The organism is Flavobacterium sp. (assembly GCF_027484705.1).
Lineage (GTDB): Bacteria > Bacteroidota > Bacteroidia > Flavobacteriales > Flavobacteriaceae > Flavobacterium.
In genome coordinates this window covers 172,062-190,297 of record NZ_JAIXSL010000011.1, presented here as the reverse complement: position 1 = coordinate 190,297, position 18,236 = coordinate 172,062, and the positions used below count along the sequence as shown (strand labels likewise).

Annotated in this window: 8 protein-coding genes; all 8 read right to left on the bottom strand. The window is 41.7% G+C overall.

The window, feature by feature from the left end; translation table 11 throughout:
• Nucleotides 1-3 precede the first annotated feature (3 nt).
• The 8 genes from deoC to Q0058_RS06590 all read right to left on the bottom strand — a co-directional run bounded on the left by deoC (nt 4) and on the right by Q0058_RS06590 (nt 18,197).
• Nucleotides 4-747, bottom strand: coding sequence for a deoxyribose-phosphate aldolase (gene deoC / locus Q0058_RS06625; RefSeq protein WP_298222135.1), 744 nt, complete (start codon nt 745-747; stop codon nt 4-6).
• Nucleotides 748-802: 55 nt separating this feature from the next.
• Nucleotides 803-1,201: a VanZ family protein gene (locus tag Q0058_RS06620; RefSeq protein WP_298222133.1), complete on the bottom strand. Its 399-nt coding sequence runs from the start codon at nt 1,199-1,201 to the stop codon at nt 803-805.
• Complete coding sequence (gene gcvH / locus Q0058_RS06615) at nt 1,170-1,550, bottom strand: glycine cleavage system protein GcvH (RefSeq protein ID WP_298222131.1); 381 nt, start codon at nt 1,548-1,550, stop codon at nt 1,170-1,172. Before gcvH ends, Q0058_RS06620 begins: the two co-directional genes overlap by 32 nt.
• Nucleotides 1,551-1,621: 71 nt before the next feature.
• Nucleotides 1,622-8,887 carry a cell surface protein SprA gene (sprA, locus tag Q0058_RS06610; protein ID WP_298222162.1) on the bottom strand — a complete coding sequence of 2,422 codons (7,266 nt, stop codon included), beginning with the start codon at nt 8,885-8,887 and terminating at the stop codon, nt 1,622-1,624.
• 60 nt (nt 8,888-8,947) lie between these two features.
• Nucleotides 8,948-9,529: a Holliday junction branch migration protein RuvA gene (ruvA, locus tag Q0058_RS06605; protein WP_298222129.1), complete on the bottom strand. Its 582-nt coding sequence runs from the start codon at nt 9,527-9,529 to the stop codon at nt 8,948-8,950.
• 66 nt (nt 9,530-9,595) lie between these two features.
• Nucleotides 9,596-11,893, bottom strand: coding sequence for an NADP-dependent malic enzyme (locus Q0058_RS06600; RefSeq protein ID WP_298222127.1), 2,298 nt, complete (start codon nt 11,891-11,893; stop codon nt 9,596-9,598).
• Nucleotides 11,894-12,400: 507 nt separating this feature from the next.
• Entirely contained in the window at nt 12,401-15,199 is a 2,799-nt protein-coding gene (locus Q0058_RS06595; RefSeq protein WP_298222125.1) for an AsmA-like C-terminal region-containing protein, read from the bottom strand.
• A 103-nt stretch (nt 15,200-15,302) separates the two neighbouring features.
• On the bottom strand, nt 15,303-18,197 hold the full coding sequence (locus Q0058_RS06590) for an alpha-amylase family glycosyl hydrolase (RefSeq protein ID WP_298222123.1): 2,895 nt from the start codon (nt 18,195-18,197) through the stop codon (nt 15,303-15,305).
• Nucleotides 18,198-18,236: the final 39 nt, after the last annotated feature.

Genomic DNA, 18,236 nt, shown 5'->3' with positions numbered 1-18,236 from the left:
CATTTAGTAACCGGCTTCAGAAACCTCTCCATCAGCAATAGCTTTAGCGCCGGATGTACCGATTCTTTTCACACCAAGCTGGATCATCTGTACGGCCTCTTCGTAAGTTCTTACACCACCTGCTGCTTTTACAGGAAGCGGCGAAGCATTCTCAAGCATCATGATGATGGTTTCTACTGTAGCGCCATTGGGCAAATTGTCTTTGGTTACAAAAAAACCTGTAGAAGATTTCACAAAAACATTCGCATAGCATTCTTCTTTAAAATTAGACATCACGATGTTTTTGATTAAAGTCGAAAGTTGGATGATTTGTTGGTGGTTTAAGGCCGCGACTTCGATAATCCATTTGACGATTTTGTGGTTGTCGAGTCCTAATTTCGTGCAATTCAGAATTTCTTGTTTGACCAAATCGACATTGCCTTTTTGAAAGGCTTTATAATTGCAGACAAAATCGAGGTCATTGGCGCCGTCATCAATCGCTTTTTGTGCTTCCTTCATTTTTTTGATCCAGCTAGATTTGCCTTCGGGAAAGTCGATTACGGTACCAATATCCACTTTCGATTGTGCTTTGACAATCATTTCTTTGGCCATTTTCACCATATCAGGACGGATCATGATGAGTTTGAATTTCTCGTCAATGGCTTCCTGAATAAACTTTTTGGCCACTTCCTTATTATCGGCTTCTGAAATTCCGGCCTGCTCGGTGGTTTTCAGATAGGTAGAGTCGAGGTATTGTTTTATATTCATGGTATAAAAATAAAAAAATCCCACGGATGCGGGATCTTTTTTTATTGAATTAATTTTAAATCTTCTTGGCAGCGAAACGTGTTCCGATTAATATAGCCATTACAGCCAGAATCGAACCTGAGGTGTTGGCCAAAACATCCATAATATCCGCTTTGCGTGTCGTGGTAAAAAGCCCTTGGGCAATCTCAATGGCACTGCCGTAAACGATGGCCGCAAAAACCACTTTGACTAATGAGGCGTTACTGAATGATGCTTTAGCTTTAAGATAAAAAGACCAAAGTGACGTAAAGACAAAATACAAAATGACGTGTACGTATTTATCAGCACCACTCAATCCTATTTTAGGCAGGCTTTTGAAACGCGCCAAACATAAATAGGCAATAAAGAAAGTCCAGATAATGGCCAGAAACAGGAATAAATCCTTACGCTCCGATAAGGGTTTTATAGTCTTCACTTGAAAGTAATTCCTCCATTTCAGCAACGTTCGAAACTTTCACCTTGACCATCCATCCGGCTCCGTAGGGATCAGAATTGACCATTTCAGGATTGCTTTCTAACGCATCATTGAATTCGATGATTTCACCGGCTACGGGAAGAAACAAATCTGACACTGTTTTCACCGCTTCAACGGTTCCGAAAACTTCGTCTTTGGTTAAGGTTTGGTCTAGGGTTTCCACTTCAACGTATACGATATCTCCCAATTCTTTTTGGGCAAAATCGGTAATTCCAATCGTGGCAATGTCACCATCGATGGAAATCCATTCGTGGTCTTTAGTGTACTTTAGGTTTGCTGGTATGTTCATTGTATTTGACTATAATTTATTGTTGGCATCAAAGGTAAAGCTTACGATGATGATTTTAAAAATAATTTTTATTAATTCCCGAAATTGTATCGCATCGTAAATCCGGCGCGGATATTAGTCGTTGGGAACGAAGTTGAGATTACCGCTTTCGAGAACGAATGGTCGTAGAAGAACAACACCGTCAGGTTTTTACTGAAAGCATAATCCGCCCCTAGTTTTAAAGACCAAACATTCTGACCACCCGACAATTGGTTGTTGTCGTAATCGAGGTAACGCACAATCGTTTTGCTGTTTCTGTACGAAGCATCGAGTTTCAGATTGATGTCACTTTTGATAATTCCTGTTGGATTGTCGGCCAGTTTAGACGAAAAAATCACATCTTTGATTCTGTAACCCACGCCAAAAACGTATTCCATTCCTCTGACTTCGGTCAATAAATTGTTATCGAAACTCAAAGACATCGAACGGTCTTTTTTCATTTCAGCAAGAATTTTCACGGAGTTTTTCATTTCAAAATCCAAGCGAATCAATGGGTTGAATTGCTCTACCAAATTGACATTAGAAATCAATACTTTGTTCAGATAATTCCCTCCGGTATCCGTACCAATCGGGTTTTTGTCATATTCAAAATTCGAGCGGAACGCATTGATCGTATAAGTCGCTTTGTAGCTGTGCTGCAACGAAAGCCTTTTGAAATTATCCTTGAAGAATTTGTAGCGCATCAATCCGGTATACTTAATGGTCCAGTTCGGAAGCGGAATATCTTTGAATGTTTTTAGTGAGGTGCCCGAAGCGCTTGAGCCGGAATATGCTGCCAAGAATGACGGAATCAGAACCGCTTGGTTGTTCTTTCCGAAACCTACCGGGAAGCCTTTGTTGGCAGAGTAAATCGAAAAATTCGGATCGTCAGGATTGGTTGGTATCGCAAAACCAACGTCGCCATATCTTGGAAAGTTAGCACTTCCATAATAATTTTCCGCCAAACGATCTGCAATGACTAAACGGTTGGTTCGGAATTTATCAAAAGCGGCGGAGGAATTTTCATCACTTTGGCTGAAGGCAGTATTGATTAAAATGGTTGAAATCGCATAATTACCGAAAGTGTACGGCGATCTTGAATTGTAGGTTCCATCGGCTGAAACATCGTATTGCTCCGAGTAATTGCTCACAAAAGTTCGGTCAGCATTCAAATCGATTTTAAAATCGGGGAACAAATCTACATTCGCCGTAAGATTTAAGGTTCTGTTGGTGACTTGCGTAAAATTCTGATTGAAATTCTCATAAGTGGTCAACCAACCGTTTGTTGCAGATTCCTGACGGATATCGTTCTGCGAACCAAAAATAAATCCGAGTGTCGGTTTCGAAGAACCAAAGAATCCTAAGCCTGGTGTAAATCCTGGCAATACCGTTCCTTTATTTTCAGTATAATTGATGTTGATATTTTTTACGCTCGTCAGTACGCCAATAAGTCCGTTAACAAATAAATTGTTGTTCGAACTTGCCGGTGCGACATTGGTATTGACCACTTTTTGTCCAGGTTTTGGCGGAGCCACAGGTTTGGGTGCTGGTTTGGCGGTTTTCTTAGTCAATCCGATGTACTTGTAGAATGATTCCATGTTGAGCGCGGTATTCAACTTATGGGAACTCGCATTCTGGATCGTATTCCCCAAATCGAAACCGGGCAAAATAGTCGTATTTCTTTGCCAGTTATAATCACCGGTATAAGAATAGGTCGATTTCACAAAACTAAGGAAAGGCAGTTTGTTGAGTGGCAAATCATAATTCAGGACAAACTGTTGGGTGTGCGTGTTAGGCTCTCCAGTATTCCAATAATCCGTGTATAAGGTAACGCTGTTGATCGGTTGGTCGAACTCATCAAGATAATTCTTTACAATATTGCTTGAAGAAGCGGTGTAATTGATCTTAAGCGATTTGGTCAGGTTGTAATTGAATCCGTATTGGTAATTGAATAAATAGTTTCTTCTGTACAACGGATCCAAAGGCAAACCAACTACATCAATTTGTCTGAACTGCTGTTTGTTGTATTGTCTGATAATATTAGTACTGAAAGAAATATTACTCGGCAGGTAATTGAAATTAAAATCGCTCAACAATTTCCAATACGAACTTTTCTTCAGAAACTTACTGTTCTTTAAAGGCTCCACAGGTTTGGGCTGGAAGGCAAACGTATAATCGACTGTGGTATTCACGCTTTGATCAAGGAATTTTTCAATCTCATAATTATGGCGCTCCACCTGATTGAACGAGTAAGAAAGCGTCAGGTTTTCCGGATCATAGATGTGTGGTTTCTGCTCGGGGGCTCTTTCTTTTTTTACACCGATGAAATTGATGCTTTTGCGTTTGGTGTAATCAATCGCACGGTCTTTATATTCGGCTTTAAGACCCGAATCAGACGTAATTGACAATACCTGATCGAGCTTGATATCCTGATTGAAAGGATCATACTGCGGTGTAATAGTTTCTTCCCCAATCGCATAATTGAATGGTAGGTTGATGTGCCATTTTTTTGGCATCAGTTTCCCCAAACTTAAGTTGGTCACAATGTTATACTGCTGCACGTCTTCACGACTTCTTTCGTTGGGTCCTTGTTCTAGCGTTCCGAAACCTATCGTACTCATTTTTCCTGTGGCCGAAATCGTGGCAAAATCAGCGAGATTGGTGTCGATATTGACCAGTGCCGCCATACCTCCTGCGTTGTCCATTTCGGATAAGCGGAGTTCATTAAACCATACTTCTCCTTTTATAGGTCTAGGATTTGGAGTTCCGCCGGTATTATTTCTTACACCCACCATTAAATTTCTTACCAATCCGAAATTAGGATTTCCACGCACACCGAGTTTAAGCCCATTAGGTCGTGCTCCATCGGGGTCATAGAAAATTTGTCCCGGAGCTAATGGCCCATTGGCACCGGTATAGTTCCTCATTTTTATCTTCAGGTCGGTCAGATCCTCCAAGGCGAGGTTGATTTCATTTTCTGCCCGCCAAATTGCTTCTGCAGTTCTAGCCGTATTTGCGGAAACTTTTAATGGAATCTGCACTTCATAGAAATTCTCGGTAAAGTCATTTCCAAAACGGATAAAAGCCATCATTTCGTCATCGTTCAACACCGAGGTATTGTCGCCCGAGAAAGATTCCGCATGCAAAAACATTCTGAGTCTCTTAAACTGACGCATGTCTACGCTTACATTTTTAAATACACCTCGGGCATCATTTACCTCAAGCCCATCCGCTCCCGAAACTTTCAGTGATAAAGACTGTTCGTTTTGGTTAATGATTGTATTGTTATTATACAACTGTTCTCTGACTACACCCGGCGGCGAAACATACGGGATTTGGTTCGGGTCTGAAGAGGTGCCGGGTCCGTTTTCTAATATGTTGACCGACTGTACTTCGAAAACTGTAGCGTCATTATTAGGATTTTCATCAACAGGATCTAATGTTTTGGTGTAACGTCTCCAGTCCCCACGAACCAAGTCGAGCGCACCAAAACGAACGGTGATTTCACTTTCAAAACCAGTCATAAACATTCTGATAAATCTTATAGAAGTAAAATCAGTGATGCCTCCGATGGTTCTTTCGCGTTCCGATACAGGAATTTTAAACTGTATCCATCGGTAAGGCGTGGATTCAGAACTTGCGCCTGGTGTTGGTGCAACATCTTCCCTGATATCGGTAACATACTTATCGGTCAACGAAATTCCGGGTTTGATTTCGACACTATACTCGTAATACGCCTGAACTGTATCCATCGTATTGTCGCGGTTGAGATCTTCCACATCAGGCAATGTAGAATTTCCTCTGTTATTATCCGATACGTTGACTGGTGAATTCCCTTGGGTTCCGTTATAATTTTTATAACGCTGAATGACATCGCCGCCCGCCTGAAGGTAATAAACATAATTATCCCCTGCCGGATCAGCCTGGCCGGCATAATTGAAATATTTTGTAGCTTCTGCCGCATCATTTACACCATCGAGTCCGACATCCTGAACATCCCTATTGCCTTGGTTCGTGTCAAACGCATAAATCAATGACTGTGAGGCGGGCACTCTTCCCCATACGGTATCCACGACATAGGGTGAATTTGAGCCCGCTTCAGGCAATCCGTTCTCGTATTGTTTTTGTCCGTCCTTCAGAATATCCTCTGAAATAGAACCTAAGTTGAAATAGATTCTTCCCCTGTTGTTAGTTGTAGGAGACAAACCACCACTTCCCACATAAGGATCCAGAATCCAAAACTGGATAAACTCCACATTCGACTGCTCAAAATTGGTAGAATTCAATGCTCGTGTAATCCCTCCAAAATTGCTTTCTGGGTCAGTCGCTACATCTAAACTGTTATTGTACGGACCTCTTTCTGTAGGATAGTAAGTCAAGTCGAGCGTATTGACAATTTGTTGTTGCCCTGCTGCGATATCGGTTCCGGGATACAATTCATCGATAAAAATCCTTCTGGTTTTGTTTAGTGAAATATCATCCGTAGAAATACCACCTGGCTTAGTATAAATAACAGGATCAATTGTATACCAGCTCAGCTTGGCTCTTTTGGCCCCATATTCAAGAGTGGTCAAATCGCCATTGAAATTATAAGGGCTAGGTGTTTCAGGATGATCTCCCGTTGATTGTACATCCGTGTCTACAAGAGGTGTTGAAGCCAAAGCCCATGACAATGGAGAACGCAAATCGATATTGGTTTGGGTGCCTTCAAAATCATCGACATAAATCGTGGATTCTCCATCAAACTGATCCGCTTTTGGCGTATCCGGTTTCAGGAAAGCAATTTCCCCTCTAAACGAAATGTTAGACGGAACGTCAGTATCAATGAACGGTAATTTATTCACCATTCGTGTGAAAAACGGAACTTCTGTAGAAAAAGTGGTGTTCAATCCGAAAATTGTATTGTTTACTGATTCTTGTCCGAAACTCGATTTTTGAGTTAATGGTCTTTCGGTCATTTTTAAAAACGTACCGCCAATAATGAATTTTTCGGATATTTTATGATCCACCGTAATACCCATAAACCTTCTGGTTTGCTGTCCAAAAGTAGAATTGTTTTCTACAGAAACCTGAATCGGCGTGTTGGAGGCTTGTAAAGAAGGGTCTAAAATCTGAACGCGGCCCGCTTGGTAATTGACGCTATAATCCACTCCTTCAATCAACACACGCCCTCCGGCTGTCACCACTACAGAACCTTTAGGCACATTAAATGCGCCGATAGGAATTCCGTCGCCGCCCGATGATTTGAATTTTCCTCTTAATTGGTATTTGTTCTTATCGCTATCCTGCAATGCTGAGGATTGTGTTCCGGTATACATGCTGCGGAATACATATTTTTTCTGATTGGCATTATAATCCGTTGGGGAGTTCGGATCTCCTTTATAATTTTGAAGTGGACTGGTTCTCAATTTTTCAAAAATTAATTTTCCAAAAGGCTCCACTGTAGTGAAGATCAATCTTCCGTTCTGTGGGTCAACGGTTAATCCTGGGATGAAATCGAAGAACCCATCGCCGCCTGCTTGAGGGTCGTTGTTGTAATTCAATTTATCAACATTGAATACTTTCAGCAAAGGGGTATCATTTACCCAATTATCTCGGTTTGAAGGATCATTAGGAGGAAAAGGCGTTCCCGCAACCGGCGAAATATAATTGATTGGTGAAGGATCGGAATACAGGATATTGAATTTAAAATCCTGCTGCTCCAACTGGAAGGCTCCCGGAATCTGGTAGATGTTTTTCATCATTAAATTCCAGATGGGTTTTGCCGTATTGGTCAGGTTACTCTTCAGCATTTTCAACACCAAAGACTGCGTGGTAATCGTTTGTGGCACTCCTGTAATCGGATCAAACGAACCAGGTTGTGTGGCATCAACCCCATCATTCCCAAACTCACCCACCTGATAAACCTGATCGCCAATAGTATACTGATAAGCTACCGCTAATACTTCGTCATTGGACAATCGCTGCTGTAAGGAAAGATATCCTAATTGGGTATTGAAAGTATACTCGTTGGTATTTAATTTTCTGGCGTTTTCAAGTTTGGAATAGTCTAACCCTTCCACTTGTTGAATCGGCCCCGGAGTTAAAGTATTAAACCCTGAACCTGCTGTGGCAATTTCCCTGATATTGGGATTTAAATAACCCGCGCCACCCTGTATGTCATCAATCAGACCCGGATCGTATAAATTGTTTTTATTGTCTGCAGGCGTATCGGCTGGTACCTTAAAAAATCCTGATGGCAATGTCCCTAAAGATACCACATCAGAGGTTTGCAAACCTGTTGATTCTGCCTCACCCAAATCCTGTAAAGCGACAATATTCCGCAGGTTATTGTTAGTCGTATTCACCCTGTTCTGGCGGTTTGTGATCCAAACTTCAAGACGCGTAATCTGAACCCTGCTATCAATGAACGGATAATTTTTTAGCGCTGAGTCATATTTATTCCTGAAATATTGTGATAGGAAAAAGTGCCTGTCATTGTCATACTCCAATCCGAACAAATCAAAGTCCTGAATGGTTCCGCCGCCTTGTGCCGTTACGGTTTTGGTTTGTGATTTTTGTTCGGAGAATATTCCTGTGATGGTGGTTTTACCAAACTGCAATTGTGCTTTGACCCCAAACAAACTTTGAGCACCACGAATCAACGAACTGCTCAGCGGAAGGCTTACATTTCCAACCTCTATTTTCTGGATGATGTCGTCTTCATCCGGCGTATACTCTAATTTGATTTGATTCTGGAAAGAGAATGTTGATTCCGTATCATAATTGGCAGTCACTTTGAGTCGAGTTCCTACTTTTCCCATCAAACTCATGCTGATTCTCTGATCGAAATCGAAATTGGTAGTCGATCTGTTTTGTGGGGAAAAAGCCGGATTGTCTTGCTTGGTATGGCGCACGCCTAAATCAACTTCTACCGAACCTGTGGGCTTGACATCAATGGTATTGCTTCCGAAAATTGAGGAAAAGAAACCCGAATTGATATAATATCTTGGCAATAAATTTTTCTTAGCTTCTTCGGTTCCTGCTTTTTTTCCGTCAATAGCATCGGATTTTTCCTTGAAATATTTGCGCATTGATTCTCTTAACATCAACGCTTCATATTCTTTTGGCGTAAGGATAATCGGGTAATTAATATTAAAACCATCGACACTGTTGGTATACACATACCGATCAGTTACTGGGTCATAAGTATAAGCATCTAAAACACTTGGCGGGTTTTGCAATTGGAAAGTACCCGTTGAATATCCGGGCTTGATGCTGTCGGTCGCTACCTCCTCAACCACCTGAGCCTGAAGATTATAGTTCACCAAGAAAACCAAAGCAAAAACACTGATTTTGAGAACCTGTTGTATTTTTTTAAAGTATCGTGTTTTCAAGTATTATAAATTTTTTAGAGCCTGTTTAATAATTGATTCTACCGTAGCATCCGAATCGTGGGCAACAATCTTATCGACTACTTTTTCTGCTAATTTTTTGTTAAAGCCCAGCACTTCCAAAGCAGATAACGCTTCATCCTTGTTTGTATTGTTTTGCAAAATGGAAACTTCATCCAAATCATACAGTTTTAACACTTTATCCTTGAGATCGAGTATGGCCCGTTGGGCTGTTTTCGCGCCAATCCCTTTGATGGATTGCACCGTGGCTACATCACCCACCGCAATGGCCTGAATGATTTGCTTAGGTTCGAGCGACGACAACATCGTTCTTGCAATGCTGGCACCGATTCCCGAAACCGACAATAACATTTTGAAAATTTCTCTTTCTGATTTTTCGACAAATCCAAACAAAGTGTGCGCATCTTCTTTGATTTGGAGGTGCGTAAACAGCTTGATATGATCAGTTTGCGGAAGCAGCGAATAAGTGTGCAAAGAAATATTAATATGATATCCGACACCACCGCAGTCGATGACCACTTCTGTGGGTGTTTTTTCTACTAATTTTCCTTGAATATGTGCTATCATTATTGTCGTAAAGTAGTTCCAAATATAGCAAAAAACTTTAATTGGGAGGGTTTATGCCTTGAGGTGTTAAAATTTTATTTCTAAATTCTTGACTCTTTTTATTTTTTCCTGAGCATCTACGACAGCCACAGCCGCCATATTGACCATTTCCTCTACGCTGGCACCCAATTGGAAAATATGCACCGGCTTGCCCATGCCCATCATAATTGGCCCGATAGAATCGACTTTGTAGAGCTCTTTTAGCAATTTATAGGTAATGTTCGCGGACTCCAAATTAGGGAATATCAACGTATTGACTTTCTTTCCGGCCAGTTTAGAAAATGGAAATTTCGCTTGCAGCATTTCAGGATTCAACGCAAAATCTGCCTGAATTTCACCATCAACAATTAAATCCGGATAATAATTATGAAGGTAGGCTACCGCCTCACGCACTTTTGAAGCGCTAGTATCAGAAGACGAGCCGAAATTGGAAAACGAAACCATCCCAATCACTGGTTCCATACCAAACATTCTGACGGTTTTGGCGGTCATTAAAGCAATCTTCGCCAAATCATCCGAAGATGGATTAGGGTTGATCGCCGTATCAGACAAAAACATCGGCCCGCGGTTGGTCATCATCATATTTGTCGTAGCGATCAAAGAAATTCCCGGCGCTTTCCCAATAAGTTGCATAATAGGTTTCACTACCGATGGATAACTTCTCGAAAATCCTGTGACCAAAGCGTCCGCTTCGCCTTCATTGACCATCATGGCAGCGAAATAATTGCGTTCGCGCATCCATTTTTGAGCATCGAGCAAGGAAATACCGCGGCGTTGTCTGGTTTTCCAGTACAATTCTGCATAACGCAATCTTCGTTGGTCTTCTTCTTTAGTTTTCGGGTCGTAAATCGGCACTTCGGTTTCAAAACCAAGTTCCTCTTTAAGTTCGAGAATCAACTCCTTATTACCCAACAAAATCGGAAATCCGATACCTTCTTCGAGCACGATTTGCGCAGCTTTAAGCACATCGAGATGGTCGGCTTCTGCAAAAACAATACGTTTAGGATCGGTTTTGGCGCGGTTCGTAAGCAACCTCACCATTTTATTGTCTGAACCCAAACGCTCTAATAATTCTTCTTTATATTCTTCCCAATCCTGAATCGGATTTAACGCGACACCAGAATCCATAGCGGCTTTAGCCACGGCCGGCGCCACAGTCGTAATCAATCTCGGGTCGAAAGGTTTTGGGATGATGTATTCCCTGCCGAACACCAGTTTAGTTTCACCATAAGCAATGTTAACCTGTTCCGGCACGCTTTCTTTTGCCAACGCAGCCAAAGCACGAACGGCAGCCATTTTCATAGCTTCGTTGATCTTGGTCGCACGCACATCTAAAGCACCACGGAAAATATAAGGGAAACCCAACACATTATTGACTTGGTTCGGATGATCTGATCTTCCCGTAGCCATGATAATGTCTTTCCGCGTATCCATCGCCAATTCGTATGCGATTTCGGGATCCGGATTGGCCATTGCAAAAACTATCGGATTGTCTGCCATGCCTAGTAGCATTTTGGGCGTCAACAGATTTCCGGAAGACAAACCAAGGAACAAATCGGCACCAACAAGCGCTTCTTCTAGTGAAATTGATTTGACGTCGCGCGCATATTTTAGCTGCATTTTAGAAAGTGCCGGATTGTCTTTCGTGAGCAAACCTTTACTGTTGAACATGTAAATATTCTCAGGTTTCACCCCGAGCAATACGTACAAATCAGCACAAGCCAAAGCGGCTGAACCGGCACCTGAAACGACCATCTTGATATCTTCAGCTTTTTTATTGGCCAACTCTAAAGCATTGAGCAAAGCAGCCGAAGAAATAATCGCAGTTCCGTGTTGGTCGTCGTGCATCACGGGAATATTGAGTTCCTCAACAAGACGGCGCTCGATTTCAAACGATTCTGGCGCTTTGATGTCTTCGAGGTTGATGCCTCCGAAAGTTGGCGCTATATTTTTTACAGTTTCTATGAAAGCGTCTACGTCTTTGGTTCCGATTTCGATGTCAAACACATCGATGCCAGCGAAAATTTTGAACAGTAAAGCCTTGCCTTCCATCACGGGTTTTGATGCTTCAGCACCGATATCACCCAAACCTAAAACCGCAGTTCCGTTGGAAATTACGGCAACTAAGTTTCCTTTTGCGGTATATTTATAGACATTGTCAACGTTCTTCGCGATTTCAAGACAAGGCTCCGCAACGCCCGGCGAATAAGCCAAAGACAAATCCCTTTGGGTAGCGTATTTTTTGGTGGGAACGACTTGAATTTTTCCCGGAGTGGGTTTGGCGTGGTATAATAAAGCTTCTCTTCTTTTACTGTTTTTGTTCATTGTAGCTGGATTTAATTCCGACTTGCAAAGGTAAAAGTCTGAATGTAAAAAGGAAACTTTTAGGGATGAATCTTTGAAAAAAGACACGCTTCGCTTGAGACTTTTGGACACGCTGCGCTCAAGACACGCCTGCGGCTTTAGACACGCTGCGCTTTAGACGCGTTTGCGGTTTTAATTATTCAGGAGCCGGGAACCTGCTATACGCTTAACTCAAGCGAAGCGAACTGACCGAACTCCGCTAAAAAATAAAAATCAAGTGAGGTAATCTTTTGCGGCACACGAGCGCAGCGAACTGACGAAGTAAACAACTCCACAAAAGGATAACCACTACCATCAGGGCTAGGCATCCGATTTTAAAACAAGAAATTTCTAAAGTCTAATAATCCAAAAGCGAAGCGTGTCCAAAGCGAAGCGTGTCCAAAGCGAAGCGTGTCCAAAGCGAAGCGTGTCTAAAGCGCAGCGTGTCTAAAGCCGCAGGCGTGTCCAAAGCGAAGCGTGTCTGAAAATCTAAGGTTTTGCCGGAGCAGATTCTGGCGTTGCAGCTGGAGTTGTCAGCGCAGGCGTGTCTGTATATTCCTTTTCCTCGATGTCTTCTCCTTTTTTGCCCAATTTCACTTTCGGCGCATCTTTGGTTCCGGTCACCGTCAGTGGAATTCCGATAATGCCCAACGGTGGCAATCCAAGACGCATTTTGATGTTGAGCTGGCCATCGAAACTTGTAGTGCCTTCAATCCTTGGGCGGAAACCAGCGAATTTGAATTTAAACCGTTCAATCGTGATAATGTTGTTTTTAATGGTGGTCTTAATATCAACTTTCGTCACATCAGGATTTCGGATGGCGTTGGTATGCGTTTTATCACTCACGGCGCCGAACATTCGGAAGCCTTTCATTTTGACTTCTTTCACCGATAAAGTTCCGCCACCCACAAGTGATGGATAAATCGGCTGCATATTGCCGTCGAGTTTGCCTCCGACTTTATAATCGAGCGACACTTTTCCTTGGGCACTTTCAGCGGCTGAAGCCATATCATGGAACATTTTAATTTCGTTATAAGCGCGCTTGATATCGAAATTCTCGGCTTTGACTTTAAAATCAAAAAAAGCTTTCGTTGGCGTTTCGCTTCCGTAAACAATATCCATATTGACCGGGCAATCGATGATGTTGAAACCGGTATTTTTGAGCGTCATTTTACCTTGCGCAATCGATAAATCGCCTTTGGCATTTTTTAAGTTGAGTTCGTTGAAATCAACTTTGGCGGCGTTGGCGATGAATTGTAAATCGAAATTCGGAGGAATGATAACTACGCCTGTTTCTGTTGTTTTTGAAGCCGTTCCGCTTGTTGGCGCTGTTGACGAAGTTGGCGATGCCGCTACATTCGACATGAATTCATCTACGTTGATGTAATCTGAAACCAGATTGAATTTCCCTTTCAAAACCGCCTTTTCCGACAACACAAAATTGATCACATTCTGCAAATAACCGCTCATCTTAAAATCCGACTTGCCATAGCTGGCGAGGAAATTCGAGAAGTTCATTTTGTCCTGGTTGAACGTAAACAAACCTTCATCGATCATAAACGGTTTCGGAAGATATTCAGAAGTGGTTTTGATTTTCTTAAGTTCGAGTGTCCCGCTGTTGTGCAGTTTGGCGTAATTGCCTTTCATTGCATCGCTTTGTTTGCCTTGAAAAGCCACGTCAGCTTTCACATAACCCGTAACATTCAATCCTTGCAACGCAAACACTTTGTAGACTTTCGCCACATCAACCGTGCCTTTAGCTTTGACATCATAAGCGACATCGTCAAAATCCTGAAAACTCGCTTTGAGGTAAAAAGGGTTGCCTTCGAACACAAACGAAGCCGGATTGATGACGAGTTTCGATTCTTTGAACGTTCCGTTGCCATTGGATATCGACGCCAAAAGATTGATATTCTGGATCGGATGCGGATAGTATTGCGTTTGAATCGTAACGCCTTTCATACTCACTGTTCCTTTGGTCACGGGAAATATCGATTTGGCTTTGTCATAAGTGCCGTTGGCTTTGACGTTCATTTTTAACAAACCTTGAAGCGTCATATTCTCGAAGCCGAAAGCTTGGTCAAGTTTCTTTAAATCTAATGAAGCCTGAACATTGGCGTTGACTTGCGGTTTCTGCAATCCTTTCGAGTTCACGATGGCCTTGAGATAATCTTTGCCAACATTGAAAAACAGCGAATCAAGCTTTACTTCAACGCGATCCGGATTAAGTCCGGGCAGTTTGGTGTCAAAATTCAGGAAAATATTGGATACGGGAAACGGTGCGTTCTTATATTCAATCTGGCCGTCGCGGATTTTCATGTTGAACTGCAAATCGGGGCTTTTCTGTTGTGAGGCTATGTATTGGCCTTTGAGCGACAACGCCAGACTTGTGCTACCTTTTACTTTAGTTTTCTCCAACCATGTTACGTATTCCGGCGGCAATGCGGTAAAAAAATCGTTAAGACGGCTGTCGTGCGAATCTATTTTAAAATCCATGTCGTAGCCGTTTTTAAGGAAATCGAATTTTCCGGTAAACTGTACAGGCAGTTTGTTGATTTTAAGGTTGTTTTGTTGGAACACAAAAGCTAGCGAAGTCGTGTTGATTTTGGTAATCAGATCGGCTTTGATCTTCTTGTTGAGCAAATAGGCTTTTTGGTCGTAAGTGAAATTCAACGAATCAATTTCGGCTTCTGTGTAAATATCAAAAACCGATTGGTCTAAATCGCCTTTGCCGACATAATTGAATCCTTTGGCATCAATCAGAATCTTGGTCGATTGATCGTTATAAACCAAATGGCTGTTGCGGATGTCGATTTTCTCGAGTTTCAAAGACGTGTTGGAATTGCTTTCAGATGGCTTTTCGTCTTCGGAAACATAAACGTTGTAATTGGCTTCGCCTTTTTCGTTGACGCGAACATTCATCAAAGCATTTGAAAGGAAAATTTTATCAATCTTGACCTGGCTGTCGAAAATCAGGCTTTTGACGTTGATGCCGAAAGCAATTTCATTGGCGGAAATCAAAGTCTCATTTTTATACGGTGCGGAACCGTTGAGTTTGAAATCTTTTAAGGTAAGGGTTAAAGACGGAAAATGATTGAAGAACGAAAGTTGTGCTTCGGAAAAGTTGAGTTCTCCATCGAGTTTTTGGTTCGCAAAAGTTTTGACTTCCTGCGCAATTTTCCCAGGAAATACGATGGGAAACAAAAACATCATGAGCAATAATGTACAAAATGTAATTACTGTAATCTTCAATGCTTTTAAAATTCGATTGCGTTTCGGCTTTTCCATGGGACAAAATTAACATTTTAGTTCAGCTGAAGAAATAAATTTAAAACAAAAAACCCTCCTGAAAATTCAGGAAGGCTTTTAAATAATCAACTTAACTTAATTTTTATTGCTTCACCAATCTTGTTGTTTTCAATCGGTTGTTGCTGTCTGTAATTTTTACCATATAGATACCGGTTTTTAAATCGGCGATATTAAACTGAAATCCGTCAGGTTGTTGGTCAAAACTTTTTACCAATTGTCCTGAAATTGAATACACTTGAACTTTTGTCGTATTGGTATTCACCGAAAAATAATCGTTTGACGGATTTGGGTATAATAATACACTGTCACTAAGTTCGAAAGTATCGTTATTCAAGTTTGCGGGGTGATCCCCAAATACTCTGAATTGCCCGGCAGGAATTGTTATTGGTGCCGTTGCATTACTCACCAAATATGGCGAATTATCCATAAGGTTGATCCAGGTTCCAGTGGTGTAGAAATTAGGATTGATGTTTTGCGATTCTGTTGAGAAGTTAGCGAGAATGACAACATTTCTAATTTCGCTTGTTGGCAATGACGTATCGAAGATGTATATTCTTTGTTTGAGGTTGTTGCCATCAGGGCTGAAAGAATAGCTTCCTTCAAACACAGGCTGGGTCTTTTTCAAATCGATGAACCTCGTCCAGTCGTTGTAGATTTGTGCTCTCAGAGGAACATTCAACCAGTTGTTGGTCCATTGCGGTTGTGGTTTGGTATCGAGTTTACAATCTCCGGCTGGCGTTCCACCGTCATAATCCGAATTAACAATGCCATTGTTGCAAGTCCAGATCGAATCATCCATGCCCAATTCTGCAAAATGCCAGATCATTTTCGGACCAGGAACTAAAATTGACGTTGCGCCAATAGCAGACATTCTTCCCAAGGCATTGTTCAAATTATTTAAAGGCGAAGTCGTTCCGGCTACACCGAATGTTTTGGCTTCGTACATGATTCTGTCTTTGTCATGACTTTCGGGATAACCTATCAATCGTTTGGCAGCAAACCCTCTTGAATCTGCACCAATACCTGCAATACTAGTTCCTGCTCCTCGGGCTAAATCTTTGTAGGCAGTATATGATTCTCCCCACATCATGACGCCTTTACTGATTCCGTCGGTTTCTCCGTTAATTCTGTAATTGGCCCATTGTTGCTCTTCGTTAGCAGCACCCAAATGTTCAAAAATAGCATAGTGGTAAGGGTCCAAACTCCATGAATAATCTGCATAACTCCTAAGCACATCCACTCTATCTTGTTGGTATTGATTGGTCAGCGCATCGCTACCTGTTGCATTCTGTGTGAATCCTTTGGTCAAATCCCATCTAAAACCATCAATTTTGAACTCTTGAATCCATTGCTTGATGACCCTTCTCACGTAATATCTTGTGTATTCTGAAGAATGGTTGAAGTCATTACCAACGCCATAACTGTGCGTGGCAATAACATTAAAGTAAGGATTATCCGAAGCCGGACCGCCCCAACCGTCACCATCAGGATCTGACATCCACATTCTATCCATCGGGTTTCTTCCAAATGCATGGTTTAACGCAACATCGAGAATCACTGCAATACCGTTTTGGTGGCACAAGTCAATAAATTCTTTTAATTTGCTTCCAGGCCCGTAAAATTTATCTAAAGCCAAATGGAAAGAGGTGTTGTAACCCCAGCTTTCGTTGCCTTCATATTCCATGACGGGCATCAATTCGATGGCGTTGATTTTTAAGTTTTTGAAATAATCGATACGATCAATAAGATCTTGGAAATTTCTGTGCGAATCAAAATCCCTGACCAATACTTCGTAGACTACCAAATCTTCTTTTTTAGGTTTTGTAAAGTTAGTGACTTGCCAGTTGTAAGGCGTCTGGCCGGTTTTCAGCACAGTTACTTCTCTTTCCTGACCTGCCGGATAAGCTGGTAAGTTAGGATAAGAGATGGCGGGAATTCCAGGATCATCAAATGGCGACAACACTAAAGTAGAAAATGGATCGGCTGTTTTCACTAATTTAGGGGAATTGGCTATCGGTGTATTATCGACTACCCAATATTGGTAGGTGTAATCTACATTCGGCGTCAATCCTGAGATTTCTAACCAGAATTTACCAGAAGTCGGGTCTTTCTTCATCGCATAATTAATATCGGGTTGCCAATTATTAAAACTTCCAGCGACATAGACAAAATCTTTGCCCGGTGCTGTCAGAACCAAAGTGGCTCTCGTGGCATCTGATGTATTATAATTAATCCCGTCTTCAAGCGTTCCTGAAGGCAATGCCTCAGAGATGACTCCTGGATCGACTATCACATAAAACTTCTTAACTTGGGTTGATGCCCCTTGAACGATTTCTAGATCATAATTTGTGTTTTGGGTAATGCCTGTATGAGTATAACTATAAGAAGTAGCACTTGGAACACTATTAATTGATACGCCATTAGCTTTCAGATTATAACTTGCCACTCCGTTGGTATTGGATGCCTGTACCGATCTGCTGCCTCCTGAGTTAATGATGGTTGTGCTGTTTACTGGCGGCGTGGCTAAGGTTGTCTGAAACAATCCGACATTGAATATAAAATCCGAACATGTTGTTGGTTTCTTCAAGGTTTGTGTTCCAGTGGCGTTTCTAAAAACCATCCCTAGCTTTGTAGCATTGGCTTGTTCTGTAGCGTCAAAACCCGTAAAATACGTGCTTGGTGTTAGCGTGATACTCCAGGTACCATTGCCATTATTGGTCATCAGACCTACGCTATCGTCTACACCCCAATTCCCTACAACGGAATAACCAAAAGCATTAGTATCATTCCCAATTCCTGCATGCATATATACTTTAGCGGGGGCGGCACCCATACCATTGCAGAGCGCACTGGCAAAAGATACCGTAATTGTAATTTGATCCGTTACATTAAAACTGGCAGGAGAAATGGTGACCTGAGAAAATATTGCTGTTGAAAACAAAGCAATAATTAAACTTAATAAAATATTTTTTTTCATAGCAGTGTTTGTTAAAAAAGGGCTGTTGTATAGCAGCCC